Genomic DNA, 17,434 nt, shown 5'->3' with positions numbered 1-17,434 from the left:
GGTCGACCTCGACCGGCCGGCTGACGCGACCGGACACGAATGCGACCGGCCAACGATGCGACCGGTCGACACGAAAGGGAAATTGCTATGGGCGTGAGTCTCTCCAAGGGCGGCAATGTGTCGCTCACCAAGGCCGCTCCGGGCCTCAAAGCCGTCGCGGTCGGGTTGGGTTGGGACGTCCGGTCGACCACCGGCACCGACTTCGACCTCGACGCCAGCGCACTGGGGCTGGGCGAGAACAAGAAAATCGTCGGCGACGAGTACTTCGTCTTCTTCAACAACACCAGCTCGCCCGACGGATCCATCGTTCATCAGGGCGACAACCTGACCGGCGAGGGCGAGGGCGACGACGAGGTCATCAACGTCGACCTGAGCACCGTCCCGGCCACCATCGGCTCCATCGTCTTCCCGGTCTCGATCTACGAGGGTGATTCGCGGGGCCAGTCCTTCGGCCAGGTCCGCAACGCCTTCATCCGCGTCGTGGACCAGTCCTCGGGCACCGAACTGGCGCGCTACGACCTGTCCGAAGATGCCTCCACCGAGACCGCCATGGTGTTCGGAGAGCTGTACCGCAACGGCGCGGAGTGGAAGTTCCGTGCCATCGGCCAGGGATACGCTTCCGGCCTTGCGGGCATTGCCCGCGACTTCGGCGTCAACCTCTGACCCGCTCGACCGACGTCTCCGCACCACACGTCTGACGGCCCACCGGCGCTGCCAACGAAGGGCAGCCACCGGTGGGCCGCGCCGCCTCCTCGGGAAGGGCCGCTATGCACCTGAAGATCTTCATGTGGTCCTACATCGTCACCGCCGCGTCGCTGGTGATCGCGTTCCTCTACGGCAGCTGGTCGGCCGTCCTGCTCTGCGCCATCCTCGGCGTCCTCGAGGTCTCGCTCTCCTTCGACAACGCCGTCATCAACGCGACGGTGCTGGAAAGGATGAGCGACTTCTGGCAGAAGATCTTCCTGACCATCGGCATCGTCATCGCCGTCTTCGGCATGCGGCTGCTGCTGCCGCTGGTCATCGTCTGGCTGGCCGCCGGGCTGCCGCCGCTCGAGGCGTTCAACCTGGCGATGAACCCGCCGCCGGACGACGCGGCGTACTTCCCGGACGGCTCGCCGAGCTACGAGACGCTGCTGACCGAGGCGCATCCCATCATCGCGGCGTTCGGCGGCATGTTCTTGCTGATGCTCTTCCTCAGCTGGCTGTTCGAGGAGCGTGAGCACACCTGGCTGAGCTGGCTCGAGAAGCCGCTGGCCAAGGCCGGCCGGCTCGACGCCATGGCCGTGCTGGTGTCCTGCATCATCCTGCTGATCGTGTCCGAGACGCTGGCCGAGGACGCCGAGACCGTGCTGTTCTCGGGGCTCTGCGGTCTCGTCACCTACCTCGCGGTGAACGGGCTCGGGACGCTCTTCGAGAACACCGGCGACGAGGACGGGCCCATCGACTTCGAGCACCCCGACGTGGGGTCGGCGTCGGTCGCCACCGGGACGGCGACAGCGGAGAAGAGCGGTGTGACGCAGCTGGCCAGGGCGACCGGCAAGGCCGGCTTCTTCCTGTTCCTCTACTTGGAGGTGCTGGACGCGTCGTTCTCCTTCGACGGCGTCATCGGCGCGTTCGCCATCACCTCGGACCCGATCATCATCGCGCTGGGCCTCGGCCTGATCGGCGCCATGTTCGTCCGGTCGCTGACCGTGTACCTCGTCCGCAAGGGGACGCTGGCCGAGTACGTGTACCTGGAGCACGGCGCGCACTGGGCGATCGGTGCCCTCGCGGTGATCCTGATGGTGTCCATCGGTGTGCACATCAGCGAATTCATCACCGGGCTCCTCGGCGTGGCCTTCATCGGCGCCGCCTTCCTCACCAGCATCCGACGCAATCGAGCCATCGCCGCACGCGGCGAAGAGGTCAGTAAGGTGCATGCCTGATGGGTATCGACTACACCAAACGGCCGGCCAAGCCGGCCACTCCGCCCGCTGCGACACCACCGCCTGCACCACCTTCCGCAGCGCCCGCCTCGGCTGCGCCATCCCGGTCGGGAACGAAGGTGACGCTGACCAAGGGCGCGCCAAAGGTGTCGCTGACCAAGTCCGGCGCGGTCGGCGGCATCGCCAGGGTCAACCTGAACTGGTCCGCGGCCAACACTCCCGCAACACCGCCCCCAGCGTCCGGCGGGCTGTTCTCCCGCATGAAGGCCGCTGCGGCGGTCACCGTCTCCAAGGGCATCGATCTCGACCTCGGCTGCCTCTACGAGCTCGCCGACGGCCGAAAGGGCGTCATCCAGGCGCTGGGCAATGCGTTCGGATCGCTCGACTCCGCTCCGTGGATCGCACTGGACGGCGACGACCGGACCGGCACCGTCGCGGGCGGCGAGAACATGTCGATCAACCTTGGCCAGCCCGGCCGGTTCAAGCGGGTGCTGATCTTCGCGATGATCTACGAGGGCGCACCCAACTGGGCCGCCGTCGACGGGGTCATCACGCTGACGCCGGCGAACGGCCAGCCGATCGAGGTCCGGCTCGACGACGAGGGCGTCGGTTCCAGGATGTGCGCGGTGGCGCAGTTGGTGGAGTCCGGCGGAGACCTGACCTTCCAGCGCGAGGTCCGCTACATCGAGGGCGGCCAGCAGGCGCTGGACAAGGCGTACGGCTGGGGCATGAACTGGTCCCGCGGCCGCAAGTAGGCAACCTGTCTTCCACGCGACGACGGGCGGCACCGGATCGGTGCCGCCCGTCATCGTGTTTACGGGGACTGCGCTGTCTGAGTTGTTGTCAGTGCTGGTGTCAGAGGTCGAACTCCGCGGCCGGGATCCCCACCGCGTTGCACGCGTCGCGGACCGCAGCCTGCTCCTTCGCATCGAAATTGCCATCGGCACCGCCGATGATGATGCCGATCTGGATGACGGCCCTGGCCTGATCGGGTTTGCTGCGCAGTTTGCCGATGGTGGCGATGGCCTCGACCTTTCCGAAATCGAAGTCACCGGCCAGCTTGCTGCAGTACCAGTCGAACTTCTGCTGCAGCTCGTCCGGCGGGAACACCGACAGCACGGAGTTGCTCCTGATGAGCGATGCCGTTCTCGCCTGTTCAGCGGCATCGATCGAACCGTCGGCGGCCGCGATCAGCGCGCACATCGCCATGCTGCCGTTGGCGAACTCCTTGTTCTTGAACTGGCCGGCCTTGGTGGTCAGCTGGCTGTTCATCTCGCGAGTCTTGGCCTTGAGTGAATCCCAGAACGCCATGCACTTCTCTCCTCGGACAAGTCGGATCGTGCTCGGTGGGATGGCTCCCCCAGGAACAACGTCGCTGCGCCGCAACAGGTTCCTTGATCGGGGCCGGCGCGGCGGCCTATCCTGACCGCTCCATGAATCGGCACACCGCGGACCGCGTCGCCGCCATCGGCGACGAACTCATCAGCATCCACAGATCGCTGCGCCTTGACCTCGTTGCCCTCCGGGACAGCGTGGCCGCAGCCGCCGACTCCGAAGCACTACCGATCCGCGGCCTGCCTGCCCATTGCCTGGCGTTCTGCTCGGCGGTCACCGTCCATCACACCGACGAGGACAAGTCGATCTTCCCGGAGCTTGCGGCCGAGCTCCCCGAACTCGCCGGCGTCCTCGACGAGCTCGCCCACGATCATGTGTTGATCGCCGGGATCCTGCGGCGCGTGCAGGAACTCGTGCAGCACCTCGACCGGGACAACCTGCCCCGCGCGCGGGATGAGATCGAAGGCCTGGCGGCAGTTCTCGAGTCGCACTTCCGCTGGGAGGAGCGGCGGATCGTCGGGGCGGCGGGCTGACCGTCCAGCCCTGGTGACCTGCGGCGCGGCATCGACGGCCGGCTGGGAGTTGGGCGGACTTGTGGAGCGCTCCGGGGCCGAGACCGCGCGATATGTCGCCCCAACTCCCGGTGGCCAGGGCATGTGCCGGGCAACGGCCTCGGCCCGCGCGATGGTGCGGCATGTGCCGGCGTGTCCGCGGGACACGCCGCTATTCTGGCGCCAAAACCGTTCCCGCGGGAACGTTTCTGAGGCTCCATATGCCGGTGTTTCGGCGCCAGAAACGTCTCCGCGGGAACGGTTCTCAGACCCGGACCGGTGCGGCCCGGAGTTCCGCGGACCTGTCGAGCACTTCCGGGCGGCACCGCAGGGGCGACCCGATCACCGTGGTCGCCCCTGCGGGATCTACCTCTCACTACCCTCGCGAATGATCAGAGGGACTGCAGCGCAAGCGGAACCAACTGATCGGCGGTGCGGGCATTGCCGGGGGTCCCGACGGCGGTGAAGGCCCAGCCGGCACCTGCCCTGGACAGCCGCGCCATGACGATCGCCGTGTGCGTGCCGGAGCCACTGAGTGCATACCGCGCCAACTCGCGGTCGCGGTCGGCGGAATCGACGACCCGCGCGGTCGCGTTCTCGATCTGCGAGAAGTTCTGCCCGCTGAAGGAGTTGACCACGAAGACGATGTGCGCAACCGTCGGCGGAACCCGCGGCAGGTCGACCATGATCGACTCGTCGTCGCCGTCGCCCTTGCCCGTCAGGTTGTCGCCGGTGTGCATCAGGGAACCGTCGCGGGAGCGCAGATTGCCGTAATACACGATCTCCTGCACCTGGTTGTCCCCGGTCAACAGGATCGCCGATGCGTCGAGGTCGACGGACACCTCCTTCATGCCGCCGAACAGACCCTTCTTCTTGATCGTGTCCCAGCCCAGCCCCATCCTGACCTGGCTCAGGCTGCCTCCGTCCTGCTTGACGAGGCTGACGGTCTGTCCCTTACTCAGGTTGACGCCCACTGATGTCCTTCCATTCGGTTGCCGATCATTGATGTCCTGCTGATTCAGAGACTGACGCCGTAATCCGTCGCGATGCCGGCGAGCCCGCTCGAATAGCCCTGACCGATTGCGCGGAATTTCCATTCAGCGCCGTGCCGGTAGAGCTCCCCGAAAACCATGGCTGTTTCCGTCGATGCGTCCTCGGTCAGGTCGTATCGGGCCATCTCCGTCTGGTCGGCGGTATTCACCACCCGGATGAACGCATTCCGTACCTGGCCGAAGGAGACGCCGTTGGTCTCGGCGTCGTACACGGACGCGAGGAACACCACCTTGGACAGCGCGGCCGGGAGCGTGTTCAGGTCGACGGCGATGACCTCGTCGTCGCCGGCTCCGGCACCGTCCCGGTTGTCGCCCTTGTGTTCGATCGCACCCTCGGGGGACTGCTTCTGGTTGAAGAAGATGAAGTAGTGATCCGACAGCACCTTGCCGTCCTCGCCGACGCCGAGCGCACTGGCGTCGAGGTCGAACTTCACCCCTGTGGTGGTTCTGGCGTCCCAGCCCAGGCCGACCGTGATGGCCCCCAGATTCGGAGCGGCCTTGGTCAGCGACAGGTTGCCGCCCTTGACCAGACTGATACTCATCCGCAACTCCTTCGGTGCGCATTCTCAGATGTGAACGGAACTGCTGAATACCCTACTGTCAGCCGACGTTGACCCCGAAGTCGGTGGCAATTCCCGCGAGTCCGCTCGCGTATCCCTGACCGATGGCCCGGAACTTCCATTCCTGGCCGTACCGGTAAACCTCGCCGAACACCATGGCGGTTTCCACGGACGCGTCCTCGGTCAGGTCGTAACGCGCGAGTTCGACGTCATTGGTCAGGTCGAAAACCCGGATGAAGGCGTTCCGTACCTGCCCGAACGACTGCTGGCGACCGTCGGCGTCGTAGATCGACACCGCAAAGACGATCGAGACAACCTGCGGCGGAACCTGTCTCAGGTCGACGTTGATGACCTCGTCGTCACCCTCCCCCTCACCGGTCAGGTTGTCGCCCTGATGCTCGATCGACCCATCCGGCGACTTCAGATTGTTGAAGAAGACGAAGTAGTCGTCTCCGAGCACCTTGTGATTGTCCGCCAGCGCGAGCGCGCTGGCGTCGAGGTCGAAATCCTTGCCCGACGTCGACCGAACGTCCCAACCGAGACCGACACCGATCGCGCTGAGGTTCGGGGCCGCTTTGGTGAGGCTGACGTTGCCGCCCTTGCTCAGGCTGACACCCATGGCGTTCCATCCTTTCTCGCTGTATTCATGATCCTGCATTCACCGGACTGCATTCTCGCCCGGTTCACCTCCGCCGGATCAATCGATCGGCGTGACGTCGTCGAGCCAGCTGATCCGCTCGAAGCCGTACCCCCGGCATGCCTGCATGATCGTCGTGCCGACGAGGTCCATCTCCGATCGCAGCACGAGTTCACCCCTGACGTTGTAGACCGACGCGAGCACCGCCACCGCGGTGGCCGGCGGCATCTCGATCGGCATCTCGATCCGGTCACCGCCGAACGTGTTGACCAGAAGTGTTCCGCCCCAGCGCAACTGGCTGCCGTTGCCGGAGAAGGCGTAGACGACCATCCGCTCCAGTTCGTCGACCTGCCGCAGATCCAGTGACAACCGCTCGAACTGCTGACGCGCCGCCAGCAGGATCGGCCTGCGGGTCTCGCCGGGCGGTGCGAATCGGCGCCCCGCGTGGTGCTGGATGGTCGAGGACCGCCCCGAGGTCAATTGGTAGGCGGCGCCGAGGCGAAGGTCGCCGACACTGTCCGCAACAGCCGCCTCGAAGGTCAGGGTGCCGACGCCTGACTGCACCCTGGTCAGCGTGACGGTCGGGTTCTGCGCCTGCAGGATGGTCGGGACACCCGGTGCTGTTCTGGGCTCCGCCCGGCGTGCCGAGACCTGCGCCGGTGGGTGGTACCGGGCGGGGGCCGCAGGCGGCGCCGAACGGACGGGCGGCGCAACCGGCGACGACCCACCCGAGAGGTCCAGGGATGTGTCCCGGGCTGACGGCTGCGACGCCGCCGGCGGGCGGGACAGCGGGACGGCGCCGAGATCGAGCGATGTGCTGGCCCCGGCCGGAGCCGCCGGCGGACCAGCAACCGTCGGCGGGCTGGGTGGCCGGCCGGGAGCGGCGGGAACCGGAGCCGACAGGTCCAGCAGATCCGACCCGCCGGACGGAGCGGGCGGGGATGCGGGCGCCGGCCGGGCGGGGGACGCGGGCGCGGGTGCCGAGAGGTCCAGCAGATCCGACCCGCCGGACGGAGCGGACGGCGCGGCCGCCGCTGCCGGGCGGGCCGCCGGTGTGGGCCGAGGCGGTGGTGCGGGCCGAGATGGTGGTGACGACGCCGGGGCCGGCGAGGACAGATCCAGCAGCGAGTCGGTCCCGGTCGACGGTAGCTGCCGCACAGTCGAGATGCGGCCCGGTGCAGCGGGTTTCGGGTTCGCTTGCGGCACCGAGGGGCGCCGGGCGTGGGCGCTGGCGCGACCGGCGACGAACTCGGCGATCGCCGGGTTGACGGTCCGGACCGGCTTCGCCCGGTGCCGGAGGAAGGTCAGGTCGGCGCGGCGCGGAGCACGCTCCGGCGCGCTGGCATCGATGGTCACGGCGATCCCGGCCGCCCACGATCCGCGGGCATCACAGTGGCACCCCGAAATCGGCTGCGATGCCCTTGATCCCGTCGTCGTAGCCCTGGCCGATCACCTTGAACTTCCACCCGCTCGGGTGCCGGTACAACTCGCCGAGCAGGATCGCCGTCTCCGACCGCAGTGCCGGCGCCAGGTTCTCCGAACGCACCAGTTCCTGCCCGTTCGACAGGTCCAGCACCCGGATCGAGCACTCCCGCAACTGCCCGAGAGTGCGCCGGGCGCCCGGCCCGTCGTTGACGTACAACGCGACCACGATCCGGTGGATGTCCGGCGGGACGTCCCCGAGGTCGACCTCGATCTGCTCGCGGTCATCACCCAGCGCTTCCGCCAGTTGACTGACGGACAGTTCCGGGGAGGTCAGCTGGTTGAAGAAGACGAAGTACTCGTCGGACGGCGCGCGGCTGTCCTGGTCGCACAGAATGGTTGCGGCGACCAGGTTGTCGGACAGTGCCTGCTCCGCTCCCGCGTTCCAGCGCACCCCGAGCACGACGCCGGTCAGCCTCGGGATCTCCTGGGTCAGGGCGACATTGGCACCTCGCTTCATCGGCGGCGCCATCAGAAGTCCAGCTCCGAACGGCCGAACTTGGTTCGAAGGAAACTGCCCTGCGCGGCCAGGGCGTTGGCGTCGTCGTCCCGGACGGCGGTCAGCACGTCGGACGCCGAGTCGAGCAGGAAATCGAGTTGCTCCTCCAGCGCCGTTGTCGGCGTCCTTCCATCCCGCGCGGGTTGGTCCACCGCTGCGGGATCGAGCGCGAGGTAGGTCCGCAGGGTGGTCGGCAGGTAGTCCCGAAGGATCCCGTTGAGCGACACCCTGGCGTGGATGTCCAGGTCCCGGTCACGCGTGCTGTGCAGCACAGCGCCGACGGTGTCGGTGATCCGGCGGGCGGCCACCACAGCCGGCGCCGGCAACCGACCGGCCGAGGAATTGATGAACCTGTTGAGCCGGAACAGCTCTGCGGCGAGCTCCGCCGGGCTGTCCGGTTCCGCGGCGGGTTGGGTGGACCCGGGAGTCGACCGCTGCCCCTGGTCCTCCTGCGGTCGCCCGAACAACCAGTTCATGACCACGCTGACAACCTCCTCCCCGCCAGTTCCCCGACCTGCCGCACACCGTGCGGCACCGTCCACCGTTTCTTGTCCAGGTATCAGCCGGACGGCAGCTCGCCCCGCCGGACCCGCTCGAGATACGGCTGCGCCCGGGTGATCTGGCTCTGCAGCGCGTCCACGGTCTGCGCCATGCTGTCGACCGCCTGCGCCCGGAAGTTGTCGACGGCGTCCATCGTCTGGAACACGTTGTCGAACGCGGCCTGCAGCTTCTCGACCGACACCGTCGAGCTGGCCGCCTGCTCGTTGATCTGCGCGCCCTGGATCTTGAGCTGCTCCGAGGTCCGCTGGATCAGGTCGCCGGTGGCCGCGTTGAGTCCGGTGATCTGGTCGAGGACCAGCTTCTGGCGGGCGAGCGCCTGCGACACGATCACCGCGGTGCGCAGCGCGGCGATGGTGGTGGTCTGCGCGCGGTCCACACCTCGCATCAGCTCGAGGTTGTTCTTGCGCACCAGGTCCAGCGCCATGTAGCCCTGCACCGCGACGGCCATCTGCGTCATGATGTCCTGCCGCCGCTGCCGGATCGGGAACAGCGCGTCCGATCGCAGGGTGTTCGCCTCCTCGGTACGCCCGGAGGCCTCCAGGATGCCCACCTGGTCGGCGACCGCCTCGTCCAGCGCACCGGCCAGCTCGTTGTACTCACCGAGCTTGCCCATCAGCGCCCACATGTTGGCCTTCTCGACCTCGATGCTGGCGTTGTCCTTGCCCAGCTCGTCCTTCCCGGAGGCCAGGGAACGGACGATGGCGTCGAGCTGGCTCTGCGCGGACTGGTACTTGGCGAAATAGTTGTCGATCTTGTTCCCGCCCGGGATCCACTTGAGGACCTTCTTGATGCCGGTCAGGTCGGCGCGGTTCGGGTCCAGATCGGTGATCTGCGTCCGCAGCTCGGACAGCGTCTTCGCCACCCGGGTCTGCGCGTCGTGGCCACCGCCACCGCGGGCGGCACTGACCGCGGCCGCGGGCCGCTCCAGCATCCGGTTCGAGACATTTGCCGACTCACGCATCTCCCGCTCGCCGAGCGCGGTGATCGATTCGACCTTCCGGGCGAACTCCGGCGAGCGGACATCCAGTGCGGCCAGCTCCATCGCGAACGAGGCGGCACGCGTCTGCAGCTCGGTCTTGCGCGTGTCGGGCACCGCAACGGCGCCGGCTGCCTGCTCCGGGGCGACGACCTGAACCGGCGCCGGCGGGGTCAGCACGAGCGCGCCGCTGGACGCGGCCGGTGCGGGCCCTCCGGTGGCGGCACCGCCGGAGCCGAGATCGAGGTCGGTCATCAGGGGTACTCCTTCACATGGACGGCAGGTCCCCGCCGCGTCACCGGGGCGGAGCACCACCCATCGTAGGTTGCGCGCTGATGGCCGACCCGATGACTGCCTACCCACCGTTGCGGGAACACCCGTCGGTGGGACCGGCGAACCGGTCCTGCCGGGCCCCGGAACATGATGGAGTACAGCAATGCGAACGAAACGTCGACGAGCGATCACCGACCGGGCTCGAAGGTGATGGCGCGGATCGACCCGAAGAGCGCTGTCGCAACGGTTTTCGTCGCGGCGATGTTCATCAACATCATCGATGCCACCGTCGTCAACGTCGCTCTGCCGACCATCGCGGCCGATCTCGGCGTGCCGGTGGAGCTGACGGCGACCGTCAACATCGGATTCCTGGTCGCCGTTGCCGTCGCCATCCCGGTCGCCGGCTGGCTCGGTGACCGGTACGGCGCCCGCGAGGTCTTCCTCGTCTCAGTCGTCCTCTTCACGGCGGCGTCGGCCGCCTGTGGACTCGCGGCTTCAGTGCAACAGCTGGTGGTCTTCCGGATCGTGCAGGGCATCGGCGGCGGTCTCATGACGCCGGTAGGCATGTCGATGCTGTACCGGAGTTTCCCGCCGGACGAGCGGGTGCGGCTCAGTCGCATCATCAACGTGCCGATCGCCCTCGCGCCCGCCATCGGACCGGTGCTCGGCGGACTGCTGGTGCAGAAGGCCAGCTGGCGCTGGATCTTCGGGATCAACGTGCCGATCGGCATCGTCGCGGTGGTGTTCACGTTGCTCGCAGTGCCGACGATGGCCCGCAAGACCACGAGCAGGCTCGACTGGCCCGGCTTCGTCCTCGCCTCGATCGGTTTCGCATCGCTGATGTTCGCGGTGTCCGAGGGTGCGACCCGCGGGTGGACGACGCCGTCGATCTGGATCCCCGGTGTCGTCGGGATCGTTCTGCTCGGCCTGCTGGTGGTTGTCGAGGGCCGGGTCGCCGCACCGATGTTGCGGTTGCGGCTGTTCCGCCTGCGGCTGTTCCGGTCGGCGAACCTGATCACCTTCGCGTCGGCGGCCGGATTCCTCGGTGCGCTGTTCGTCTATCCGCTGATGCTGCAGACCGCGTTCGGATACCCGCCGCTCACCGCGGGCCTGCTGACGTTCCCGGAGGCGATCGGCATCATGATCGGCACCCAACTCGCCGCCCGGCTGTATAGCCGGGTGGGTCCGCGGCGGTTGATCGCCGCCGGTCAGAGCACCGTGGCGCTGGTGCTGCTCGCCCTAGCGTTCGTGGTGAACGAGGACATCCCGGCGGCGGTGCTGATGGGGCTGATGGTCGTGCTGGGTATCGGTCAGGCACATACCTTCATGCCGACCCAGGCCTCGGCGTTCGACACTGTCGGGGCCGAGAACACCGGCGCGGCAACGGCTCTGTACAACGCGACCCGCCAGGTCGGCGCCGCCGTGGGGGTCGCCGTCGCGGCGACCGTCATCGCGACCATCGGGATCGGCGCGGCGGGCGGTGACGCCGCGCTGCCGCCGTTCCAGTGGGCGCTGGTCGGCTGTGCCGCGTTCGCCGTGGCGGGCGCGCTGGTGGCGGCGGTGACCGTGCGGGACGTGGATGCCGCACCCAGTCGTGGGCTGGCCCCGGCAACCCGGTCCACCGGGCCTCAGCCGGCGAGGAAGCCGGCAGTCGAGGCACCGGCACCCGCCGCCGAAACACAGGTACCCGCCGACCCGGGCGGGTCGACGGGTACCTGACGTACAGGAGTCGGGTCAGACGCCGGGAACCGGCGCGATGTCGGCGACCTTGTCCTTGCCCGCGTTGATCAGGACCAACGAGGCCACGATGGCGAGGCCGAAGATGACGGCCGACCAGGTGAACGCGACAGCGAACCCGTGAACCTGGGATGCGGCGACCGCCGACCCCACGGCTTCCTGGGTCTGACCCTGCGGCGGGTTGGCGACCAGGAAGGACGCCGTTGCGGTGGCCGCGATGGTGTTCAGCAGCGCCGTGCCTATCGACCCGCCAATTTGCTGCGTGGTGTTGACGACCGCACTGGCCACGCCGGCGTCGTTGTGATCGACGCCGACCAGCGCCAGGTTGGTCGTGGACATGAAGATGAAGCCCATGCCGATCGCGATGATCAGCATCGCCGGCAGGATGGTGCCGAGGTAGGTCGTCTCCATGTCGAGGGTTGACAGCCACAGCATGCCTATGGTCGCCAGTGCGAGGCCGGCGGGCACGACGATGCGCGGGCCGATCCTGATGGTGAGCTGGGAACCGACGCCCGCACCGATGATCACGCCGGCACTGAACGGCAGAAACGCAAAGCCCGCCTGGATGGGCGTGTACTGCAGCACGCCCTGTAGGTAATAGGTCAGGAACAGGAAGACCACGAACAACCCGGCACCGACCAGCAGGCCGACGATGTAAGCACCTGCCCGGTTCCGGTTCTCCACGATCCGCAGCGGCAGCAACGGTGCCGACGAGCGCATCTCGACCAGCACGAAGCCGATGAGGAGCACCACCGACACTGCCAACCAACCGAGCGTGTTGATCGAGCCCCAACCGTGGTCGGCGGGTTGGGTGCACGCCCACACGAGCGCCCCCAGTCCGGTGGTGGCCAGCACGGCACCCGGAATGTCGTAGTGCGTCGACCCCTGGACCTTGGATTCACGCAGCACCGGGATCGCGAGCGCAACAGCCACGATCGCGATCGGGATGTTCACGAACAGCGTCCAGCGCCATGACGCGTACTCGGTGAGCACGCCACCGAGCAGCAGACCGATCGCCGCGCCACCACCGGCGATCGCGCCGAAGACGGCGAAGGCCTTCGCGCGTTCCTTGGCCGCGGTGAACGTGACGGTGACCAGCGACAGCGCCGCCGGGGCGAGCATCGCGGCGAAGGCGCCCTGGAAGGCCCGGGCGATGAACAATTGCCAGCCTGTTTGCGCGGCGCCGCCGACGGCGGAGGCCAGCGCGAACCCGGACAGGGCGATGATCAGGATCTTCTTGCGGCCGACGTAGTCGGCGATCCGGCCGCCGAGCAGCAGCAGGGCTCCGAACGGCAGGGCGTAGGCCGTCACCATCCACTGCCGGTTGGCGTCGGAGATGTCGAGCGCGGCCTGTGCCTGTGGCAGGGCGATGTTCACGATGGTCGCGTCGAGGATGACCATCAGCTGCGAGATGCCGATGACGCAGAGCGCGAGCCAGCGCTTCGGGTCGAGCGACAGATCGTCGTTCGCGTCGGCGTGACGCAGAGCCTCGATCTCGGCCGGATCGGGCTTGGCGGCATGGGCGCCGTAGGTGAGTACTTCCTCGGGCGCCCGTACTTCGTCGGGTGGTGGTGTTGACACAACTACTCCTGGTCCTGCGTGGGCGTGGCCGGCTTCCGGATGGACGCGGCTTCACTGGTAGACGTCGAACAGACGTCAGATCAATCGACGATGCAATCGACGCGGCGACGCCACTGACGCCGCGTTTCGTGCCCGAAGTATCACCGACCGCACCGACAGTGGGTCAATGAGGTTTTTCCCTCATCGCAACGTCAGGGGAAACCCTGACATTCCGCTTTCGGAAAACCGGCGTTCCGGACGGTCCGGCCTGCGACGATGGGACCCGGCCCAGATCGACAGAGCGATGGCGGAGGTCGACGAGCGCGATGCCCGAGGTGCAACCGGTCGTCTACCTCATCGTCGGCGTCGTCCTGGTGAACGGCATCGCCGGTCGGATCCGCATCCCGGCGCCGATCCTGCTGGTGATCGCCGGGGTCGCGGCGTCGTTCATCCCCGGTGTCCCCGACTACCAGGTCAATCCCGAACTGGTGCTGTCCGTGCTCATCCCGCCGCTGCTGTACGCCGCGGCCGCCGACGCCTCGGTCGTCGCCATCCGGACGTTGCTCCGGCCCATCATCCAACTGGCGGTCGGGATGGTGGTGGTGACCGCCTTCGCGGTGGCGATCGTCGTGACCGCGATCGTTCCCGACATGCCGTTCGCGGCGGCCTTGGCGCTCGGCGCGATCGTCGCCCCACCGGACGCGGTGGCGGCGGTCGCCGTGGCCCGTCGCGCGGGGCTGCCGCGCAAGGTGGTCACCCTCCTCGAGGGCGAGTCGCTGTTCAACGACGCCACCTCGCTGGTGCTGCTGCGGGTGGCCGTTGTCGGGATCAGCCTCGGCTCGCTGTCCTGGGGTGACGCTGTCGTCGAGTTCGCCTGGGCGACGATCGGCGGGCTCCTGGTGGGAGGTGTTCTCGGGGTGCTGCTGTCCGCGGCCCGGCGGTACACCCGCTCGTCGCTGGCCACCACGGCACTGTCGCTGATCACCCCGTTCCTGGCCTACCAGGTCGGCGAGCTCGTCGATGCATCAGGGATGCTCGCCGTCGTCATCGCCGGACTCGTGCTCGGATTCCGGGCGCCGTACGACCTGCAGCCTGAGGTCCGGCTCACCCTGCGCGCGACCTGGAGTTCGATCCAGTACGTCCTCGAAGGCTCGGTGTTCGCGCTGATCGGGCTACAGCTGTGGAGCACCGTCACCGCTCCGGACATCGGCCGCCGGCCGGTGCTGCTGATCTCCGCTGCCGTGCTGCTGACGGTGATCCTGATCCGGCCGGCCTGGATCTTCCTGACCGAGGCCGTCGGCCGGCTGTTCCATCGGCCGGGGGCGTTCGGTTCGTGGCGTCCGCTCGCGGCGATCTCGTGGGCGGGCATGCGCGGCGTGGTCTCGCTGGCCGCCGCGCAGACACTGCCGCTGGACACCCCGTACCGCTCCCTGCTGCTCACCAGCACGATCGCGGTCATCCTGGGAACCCTTGTGCTGCAAGGTCTTTCGCTACCTACGGTGATCCGTGCGCTGCATCTTCCCGGCGACCCGGAGTCGGACCTCCGGCAGGAACGGAACCAGGCCCGCGCCGAGGCGAGCAAGGCCATCAACGACGCGGTCGAACGCGCCATCGTGACCGGCGAACTGCCGCCGGGCGAGGCGGATCGGATGCGTGCCTGGGTGTCGTTCCGCGACTGGCGGCGGATGACCGAGCGGTGGGACCGGTCCGGGGCCGACGCCGGTGAACGCATCGGGCGGATAGAGCGCTGGAACCGGGACATGGTCCGGATCGAGCGCGACGTGTTCGTGAGGATGCGCAATTCCGGCCGGCTGTCGGAGGAGGTGCTCCGCGAGGTGCAGTACGGGCTCGACCTGGAGGAGGCGTTGCTGGACCAGCGGGTGGACAACGCCACCGGTCACCTCGACGAGCTACGGGCCGACCACCGGAACCAGGACCGGCTGCCGGACCAGGATCAGCCGGAGGGGGTTCAGGAACCGGACGGCAGGTGACGGCCCCACCAGTCCAGGATCGCCTCGAAGCGTTGCTCCCGGTGCCGCGGGCGGCCGGAACGGGACAGCTCGTGTCCTTCACCGGGGAACAGCAGCATCTCGACCTCGGCGCCGCGCGACTTCAGCGCGACGAAGAGTCGCTGCGCCTGCTCGACCGGGCATCGCCAGTCCTGCTCGGAATGGATGATCAGCAGCGGCACGTCGATTTCGTCGGCATGCGACAGCGGTGACGCCGCCCATTGGCTGTCCCGGTCCGCGCCCACGTAGGCGGCCGCGAAGTAGTAGCCGATGTCGCTGGACCCCGCGAAGGAATCCCAGGCGTTGACCGCCCGTTCGCTGATCGCCGCCACGAATCGTTCGGGTGCCCGGGAGCAGAGCAGCGAGGTCATGAAGCCGCCGTACGAGCCGCCCATCACCCCGACCCGCTCGGCGTCGCAGTCCGGCCGGGCGAGCGCCGCATCGAGCAATGCGAGCAGGTCGTCGACGTCGACGGTGCCCAGCGCCCCGACAACGGCGCGGCCGTGCGGCTCTCCATAACCGGCGGAACCGCTCGGATTGCCGAGCACGACGGCGTAACCGGCGGCCGCGTAGACCTGGGCCTCGTCGAACAGTGCAGGGCCGTACGCCGCGTGCGGCCCGCCGTGCACGACGAGCAGCGTGGGATGCGGGCCCGGCCCGTCCGGCGCGACCAGCCAGCCGTGCACCGGGTACCCGTCCGGCGCCGTCGCACCGATCTCGATCGCCGGCCGGATTCCGGACGCCGCCAGCAGACCGCCGAAGTCCGAGCGGAGGCGCTCGCCGGTACCGGAACCGGTCGGGTCCACACCGATAGTCACCACCTCGCCGGCACTGTCGCCGGCGGCGACCACGGCGGCCACGGTGCTGTCGCGGCCGGCGAACGACGTGACGACCCGGGCGCCGCCGATCACCACCGGCAGGTCGGCCAGCACCACCCGGTCGCCGTTCGCGGGAACCGAGCGCAGGCCGACCGCCCCACGGTCGAGCACCGCCACGACGACGCGGTCACCCACCACCTGGGGCCGGCCGGGGACACCGTCGACATGCACGGACTCCTCGTCGGTGAGCCGCCGTGGTACACCGCCGGTCAGGTGCGCGGCCCACAGCCCGACGGTGCGGCCCACCGAATCGATGCCGGTGAACTCCACTCCGAGGAAATAGACCTCACCGTCCGCCGCGACCGGCAGCGCCGCCGAGCCGGCCGCCGCGACGAGCCGATCGCCTGTCGTAGGCACCCGGTCGCTGTCCGGGCCGAGATCCGCCGGAATGTCGACGACGGCGATCTCGTCGGTCAGCTCGTCGATGCCGGTGGGCCGGACGTACATCACCCGTCCGTCGCCGGTGAAGGCGGGATCACGCACGCCCGACGGCTCGTCGGTCAGCTGCACCGGCGGCGTCTCCGCATCGAGGTCGAGAACAAAGAGTTGCGCGGGCTTGTCGAGCACGAAACCCTCGCCGTCCAACCGGTACGACAGCCTGCCGATCGGGCGCGGCGGCTCTGCACCGCCGTCCACCTTGTCGTCCGTTCCGTAGCGGCCCGGCTCGGGAACCGGAGCGGTGTAGAGGACCCGATCGCCCTCCGGCGAGAAGACGACAGGGCCCGCCCCGAGCGGGTGCTCGGCGATCATGTGGGGTTCGCCACCGTCGAGGGGCATCGCGAACAGCTGGGCGGGACCGCTTTCCGGCGCACGCCGGAAGATCACCAGCCGGCCGTCCGGGCTGATCACCGGGTCCGAGTCGCGCGGTCCGAGAGTGAGTTCCGTTGGCTGTGACTCGCCGGCCGATCCCGTCCCGGCCGGTGGTCCGAACCGGTAGAGCTTGCCGCGGTAGAGATTCGCCTCCAGATCGGGCGCGGCCACCGCAACGACGACGGAGCCGTCGGCGCCCAACGCGGGCCGGCCGGGGACACGGAGCAGGTTCAGGTCGTGTGGTTGCACGCGGCGAATCTCTCATCTTCCTGCGGTACCGCGGATCGCACCCCCCAGGGTTCCGGTCAGGGTTGACCCCAGGTCCGCCGCACCGGGGGTCTGGCACCCTGGTGGGATGAACGAACAGGCTGTATACGGCGAATGCCGCCCGGGTGCCGTCGCGTGAAGACCCGGCTGAAGCGCCTGTTCCGGACCAGGGAACGGAAGATCACCGCCGTCGTCCTGGTGGTCGTACTCGTCGCCGCCGTGGTCTGGGCGGCCTGGCCGGCGCCCGCGCCGACACCGATCGCCTCCCGTGACGTCACCATCACCGCGCCCGGCGGCCCCGGTGTCGACGAGCCCGTGCAAC

At 68.5% G+C, this 17,434-nt stretch carries 17 protein-coding genes; 7 read left to right on the top strand and 10 right to left on the bottom strand.

Going from position 1 to position 17,434, the window contains the following annotated elements:
* The first annotated feature begins 87 nt into the window (after positions 1-87).
* The 3 genes from ACVBEQ_RS26865 (at position 88) to ACVBEQ_RS26855 (ending at position 2,680) form a co-directional block, all read left to right on the top strand.
* Positions 88-663 carry a TerD family protein gene (locus ACVBEQ_RS26865; RefSeq protein ID WP_447156476.1) on the top strand — a complete coding sequence of 192 codons (576 nt, stop codon included), beginning with the start codon at positions 88-90 and terminating at the stop codon, positions 661-663.
* Positions 664-767: 104 nt separating this feature from the next.
* Entirely contained in the window at positions 768-1,925 is a 1,158-nt protein-coding gene (locus tag ACVBEQ_RS26860) for a DUF475 domain-containing protein (protein WP_447156475.1), read from the top strand.
* A complete protein-coding gene (locus tag ACVBEQ_RS26855; RefSeq protein WP_447156474.1) occupies positions 1,925-2,680 on the top strand; it encodes a TerD family protein in 756 nt (251 codons plus the stop codon). The genes ACVBEQ_RS26860 and ACVBEQ_RS26855 overlap by 1 nt, the downstream gene beginning before the upstream one ends.
* 100 nt (positions 2,681-2,780) lie before the next feature.
* Here the strand turns inward: ACVBEQ_RS26855 and ACVBEQ_RS26850 are convergent, their stop codons facing one another.
* On the bottom strand, positions 2,781-3,236 hold the full coding sequence (locus ACVBEQ_RS26850; RefSeq protein WP_447156473.1) for a tellurite resistance TerB family protein: 456 nt from the start codon (positions 3,234-3,236) through the stop codon (positions 2,781-2,783).
* A gap of 122 nt (positions 3,237-3,358) precedes the next feature.
* Here ACVBEQ_RS26850 and ACVBEQ_RS26845 point away from each other — a divergent pair, with 122 nt between their 5' ends.
* Positions 3,359-3,793 (top strand): hemerythrin domain-containing protein, encoded by a 435-nt coding sequence (locus ACVBEQ_RS26845; protein ID WP_447156472.1) that lies wholly within the window; start codon positions 3,359-3,361, stop codon positions 3,791-3,793.
* A gap of 410 nt (positions 3,794-4,203) precedes the next feature.
* Here the strand turns inward: ACVBEQ_RS26845 and ACVBEQ_RS26840 are convergent, their stop codons facing one another.
* The 7 genes from ACVBEQ_RS26840 to ACVBEQ_RS26810 form a co-directional block, all read right to left on the bottom strand.
* Positions 4,204-4,785 (bottom strand): TerD family protein, encoded by a 582-nt coding sequence (locus ACVBEQ_RS26840; protein ID WP_447156471.1) that lies wholly within the window; start codon positions 4,783-4,785, stop codon positions 4,204-4,206.
* A 44-nt stretch (positions 4,786-4,829) separates the two neighbouring features.
* Positions 4,830-5,405 (bottom strand): TerD family protein, encoded by a 576-nt coding sequence (locus tag ACVBEQ_RS26835; protein ID WP_447156470.1) that lies wholly within the window; start codon positions 5,403-5,405, stop codon positions 4,830-4,832.
* A gap of 58 nt (positions 5,406-5,463) precedes the next feature.
* Positions 5,464-6,042, bottom strand: a complete 579-nt coding sequence (locus ACVBEQ_RS26830) for a TerD family protein (protein WP_447156469.1) — start codon at positions 6,040-6,042, stop codon at positions 5,464-5,466.
* Positions 6,043-6,120: 78 nt separating this feature from the next.
* On the bottom strand, positions 6,121-7,416 hold the full coding sequence (locus tag ACVBEQ_RS26825; RefSeq protein ID WP_447156468.1) for a hypothetical protein: 1,296 nt from the start codon (positions 7,414-7,416) through the stop codon (positions 6,121-6,123).
* A gap of 31 nt (positions 7,417-7,447) precedes the next feature.
* Positions 7,448-8,002 carry a TerD family protein gene (locus tag ACVBEQ_RS26820; protein ID WP_447156467.1) on the bottom strand — a complete coding sequence of 185 codons (555 nt, stop codon included), beginning with the start codon at positions 8,000-8,002 and terminating at the stop codon, positions 7,448-7,450.
* Between the two features lie 11 nt (positions 8,003-8,013).
* Positions 8,014-8,523, bottom strand: coding sequence for a hypothetical protein (locus tag ACVBEQ_RS26815; protein WP_447156466.1), 510 nt, complete (start codon positions 8,521-8,523; stop codon positions 8,014-8,016).
* A gap of 77 nt (positions 8,524-8,600) precedes the next feature.
* Positions 8,601-9,833 (bottom strand): toxic anion resistance protein, encoded by a 1,233-nt coding sequence (locus ACVBEQ_RS26810; RefSeq protein ID WP_447156465.1) that lies wholly within the window; start codon positions 9,831-9,833, stop codon positions 8,601-8,603.
* Between the two features lie 168 nt (positions 9,834-10,001).
* Here ACVBEQ_RS26810 and ACVBEQ_RS26805 point away from each other — a divergent pair, with 168 nt between their 5' ends.
* Positions 10,002-11,570 (top strand): DHA2 family efflux MFS transporter permease subunit, encoded by a 1,569-nt coding sequence (locus ACVBEQ_RS26805; RefSeq protein ID WP_447156464.1) that lies wholly within the window; start codon positions 10,002-10,004, stop codon positions 11,568-11,570.
* Between the two features lie 15 nt (positions 11,571-11,585).
* On the opposite strand, the gene ACVBEQ_RS26800 is transcribed toward ACVBEQ_RS26805, so the two are convergent.
* Complete coding sequence (locus ACVBEQ_RS26800) at positions 11,586-13,169, bottom strand: MFS transporter (protein ID WP_447156463.1); 1,584 nt, start codon at positions 13,167-13,169, stop codon at positions 11,586-11,588.
* A gap of 305 nt (positions 13,170-13,474) precedes the next feature.
* On the opposite strand from ACVBEQ_RS26800, the gene ACVBEQ_RS26795 reads away from it, so the two are divergent.
* Positions 13,475-15,139 carry a Na+/H+ antiporter gene (locus tag ACVBEQ_RS26795; protein WP_447156462.1) on the top strand — a complete coding sequence of 555 codons (1,665 nt, stop codon included), beginning with the start codon at positions 13,475-13,477 and terminating at the stop codon, positions 15,137-15,139.
* Here the strand turns inward: ACVBEQ_RS26795 and ACVBEQ_RS26790 are convergent.
* Positions 15,118-17,094, bottom strand: coding sequence for a S9 family peptidase (locus ACVBEQ_RS26790; RefSeq protein WP_447156461.1), 1,977 nt, complete (start codon positions 17,092-17,094; stop codon positions 15,118-15,120). The genes ACVBEQ_RS26795 and ACVBEQ_RS26790 overlap by 22 nt on opposite strands.
* A gap of 153 nt (positions 17,095-17,247) precedes the next feature.
* Here ACVBEQ_RS26790 and ACVBEQ_RS26785 point away from each other — a divergent pair.
* Positions 17,248-17,434: hypothetical protein (locus ACVBEQ_RS26785; RefSeq protein ID WP_447156460.1), on the top strand; the 187-nt coding region annotated here is incomplete at its 3' end.

Source organism: Nakamurella sp. GG22, from assembly GCF_052976845.2.
This window is presented reverse-complemented; position numbering and strand designations above follow the sequence as displayed.

Coding starts and splice junctions, on each gene's coding strand:
- ACVBEQ_RS26865 (WP_447156476.1), top strand. CDS start 88: ATGGGCGTGAGTCTCTCCAAGGGCGGCAATGTGTCGCTCACCAAGGCC.
- ACVBEQ_RS26860 (WP_447156475.1), top strand. CDS start 768: ATGCACCTGAAGATCTTCATGTGGTCCTACATCGTCACCGCCGCGTCG.
- ACVBEQ_RS26855 (WP_447156474.1), top strand. CDS start 1,925: ATGGGTATCGACTACACCAAACGGCCGGCCAAGCCGGCCACTCCGCCC.
- ACVBEQ_RS26850 (WP_447156473.1), bottom strand. CDS start 3,236: ATGGCGTTCTGGGATTCACTCAAGGCCAAGACTCGCGAGATGAACAGC.
- ACVBEQ_RS26845 (WP_447156472.1), top strand. CDS start 3,359: ATGAATCGGCACACCGCGGACCGCGTCGCCGCCATCGGCGACGAACTC.
- ACVBEQ_RS26835 (WP_447156470.1), bottom strand. CDS start 5,405: ATGAGTATCAGTCTGGTCAAGGGCGGCAACCTGTCGCTGACCAAGGCC.
- ACVBEQ_RS26830 (WP_447156469.1), bottom strand. CDS start 6,042: ATGGGTGTCAGCCTGAGCAAGGGCGGCAACGTCAGCCTCACCAAAGCG.
- ACVBEQ_RS26820 (WP_447156467.1), bottom strand. CDS start 8,002: ATGAAGCGAGGTGCCAATGTCGCCCTGACCCAGGAGATCCCGAGGCTG.
- ACVBEQ_RS26810 (WP_447156465.1), bottom strand. CDS start 9,833: ATGACCGACCTCGATCTCGGCTCCGGCGGTGCCGCCACCGGAGGGCCC.
- ACVBEQ_RS26805 (WP_447156464.1), top strand. CDS start 10,002: ATGGAGTACAGCAATGCGAACGAAACGTCGACGAGCGATCACCGACCG.
- ACVBEQ_RS26795 (WP_447156462.1), top strand. CDS start 13,475: ATGCCCGAGGTGCAACCGGTCGTCTACCTCATCGTCGGCGTCGTCCTG.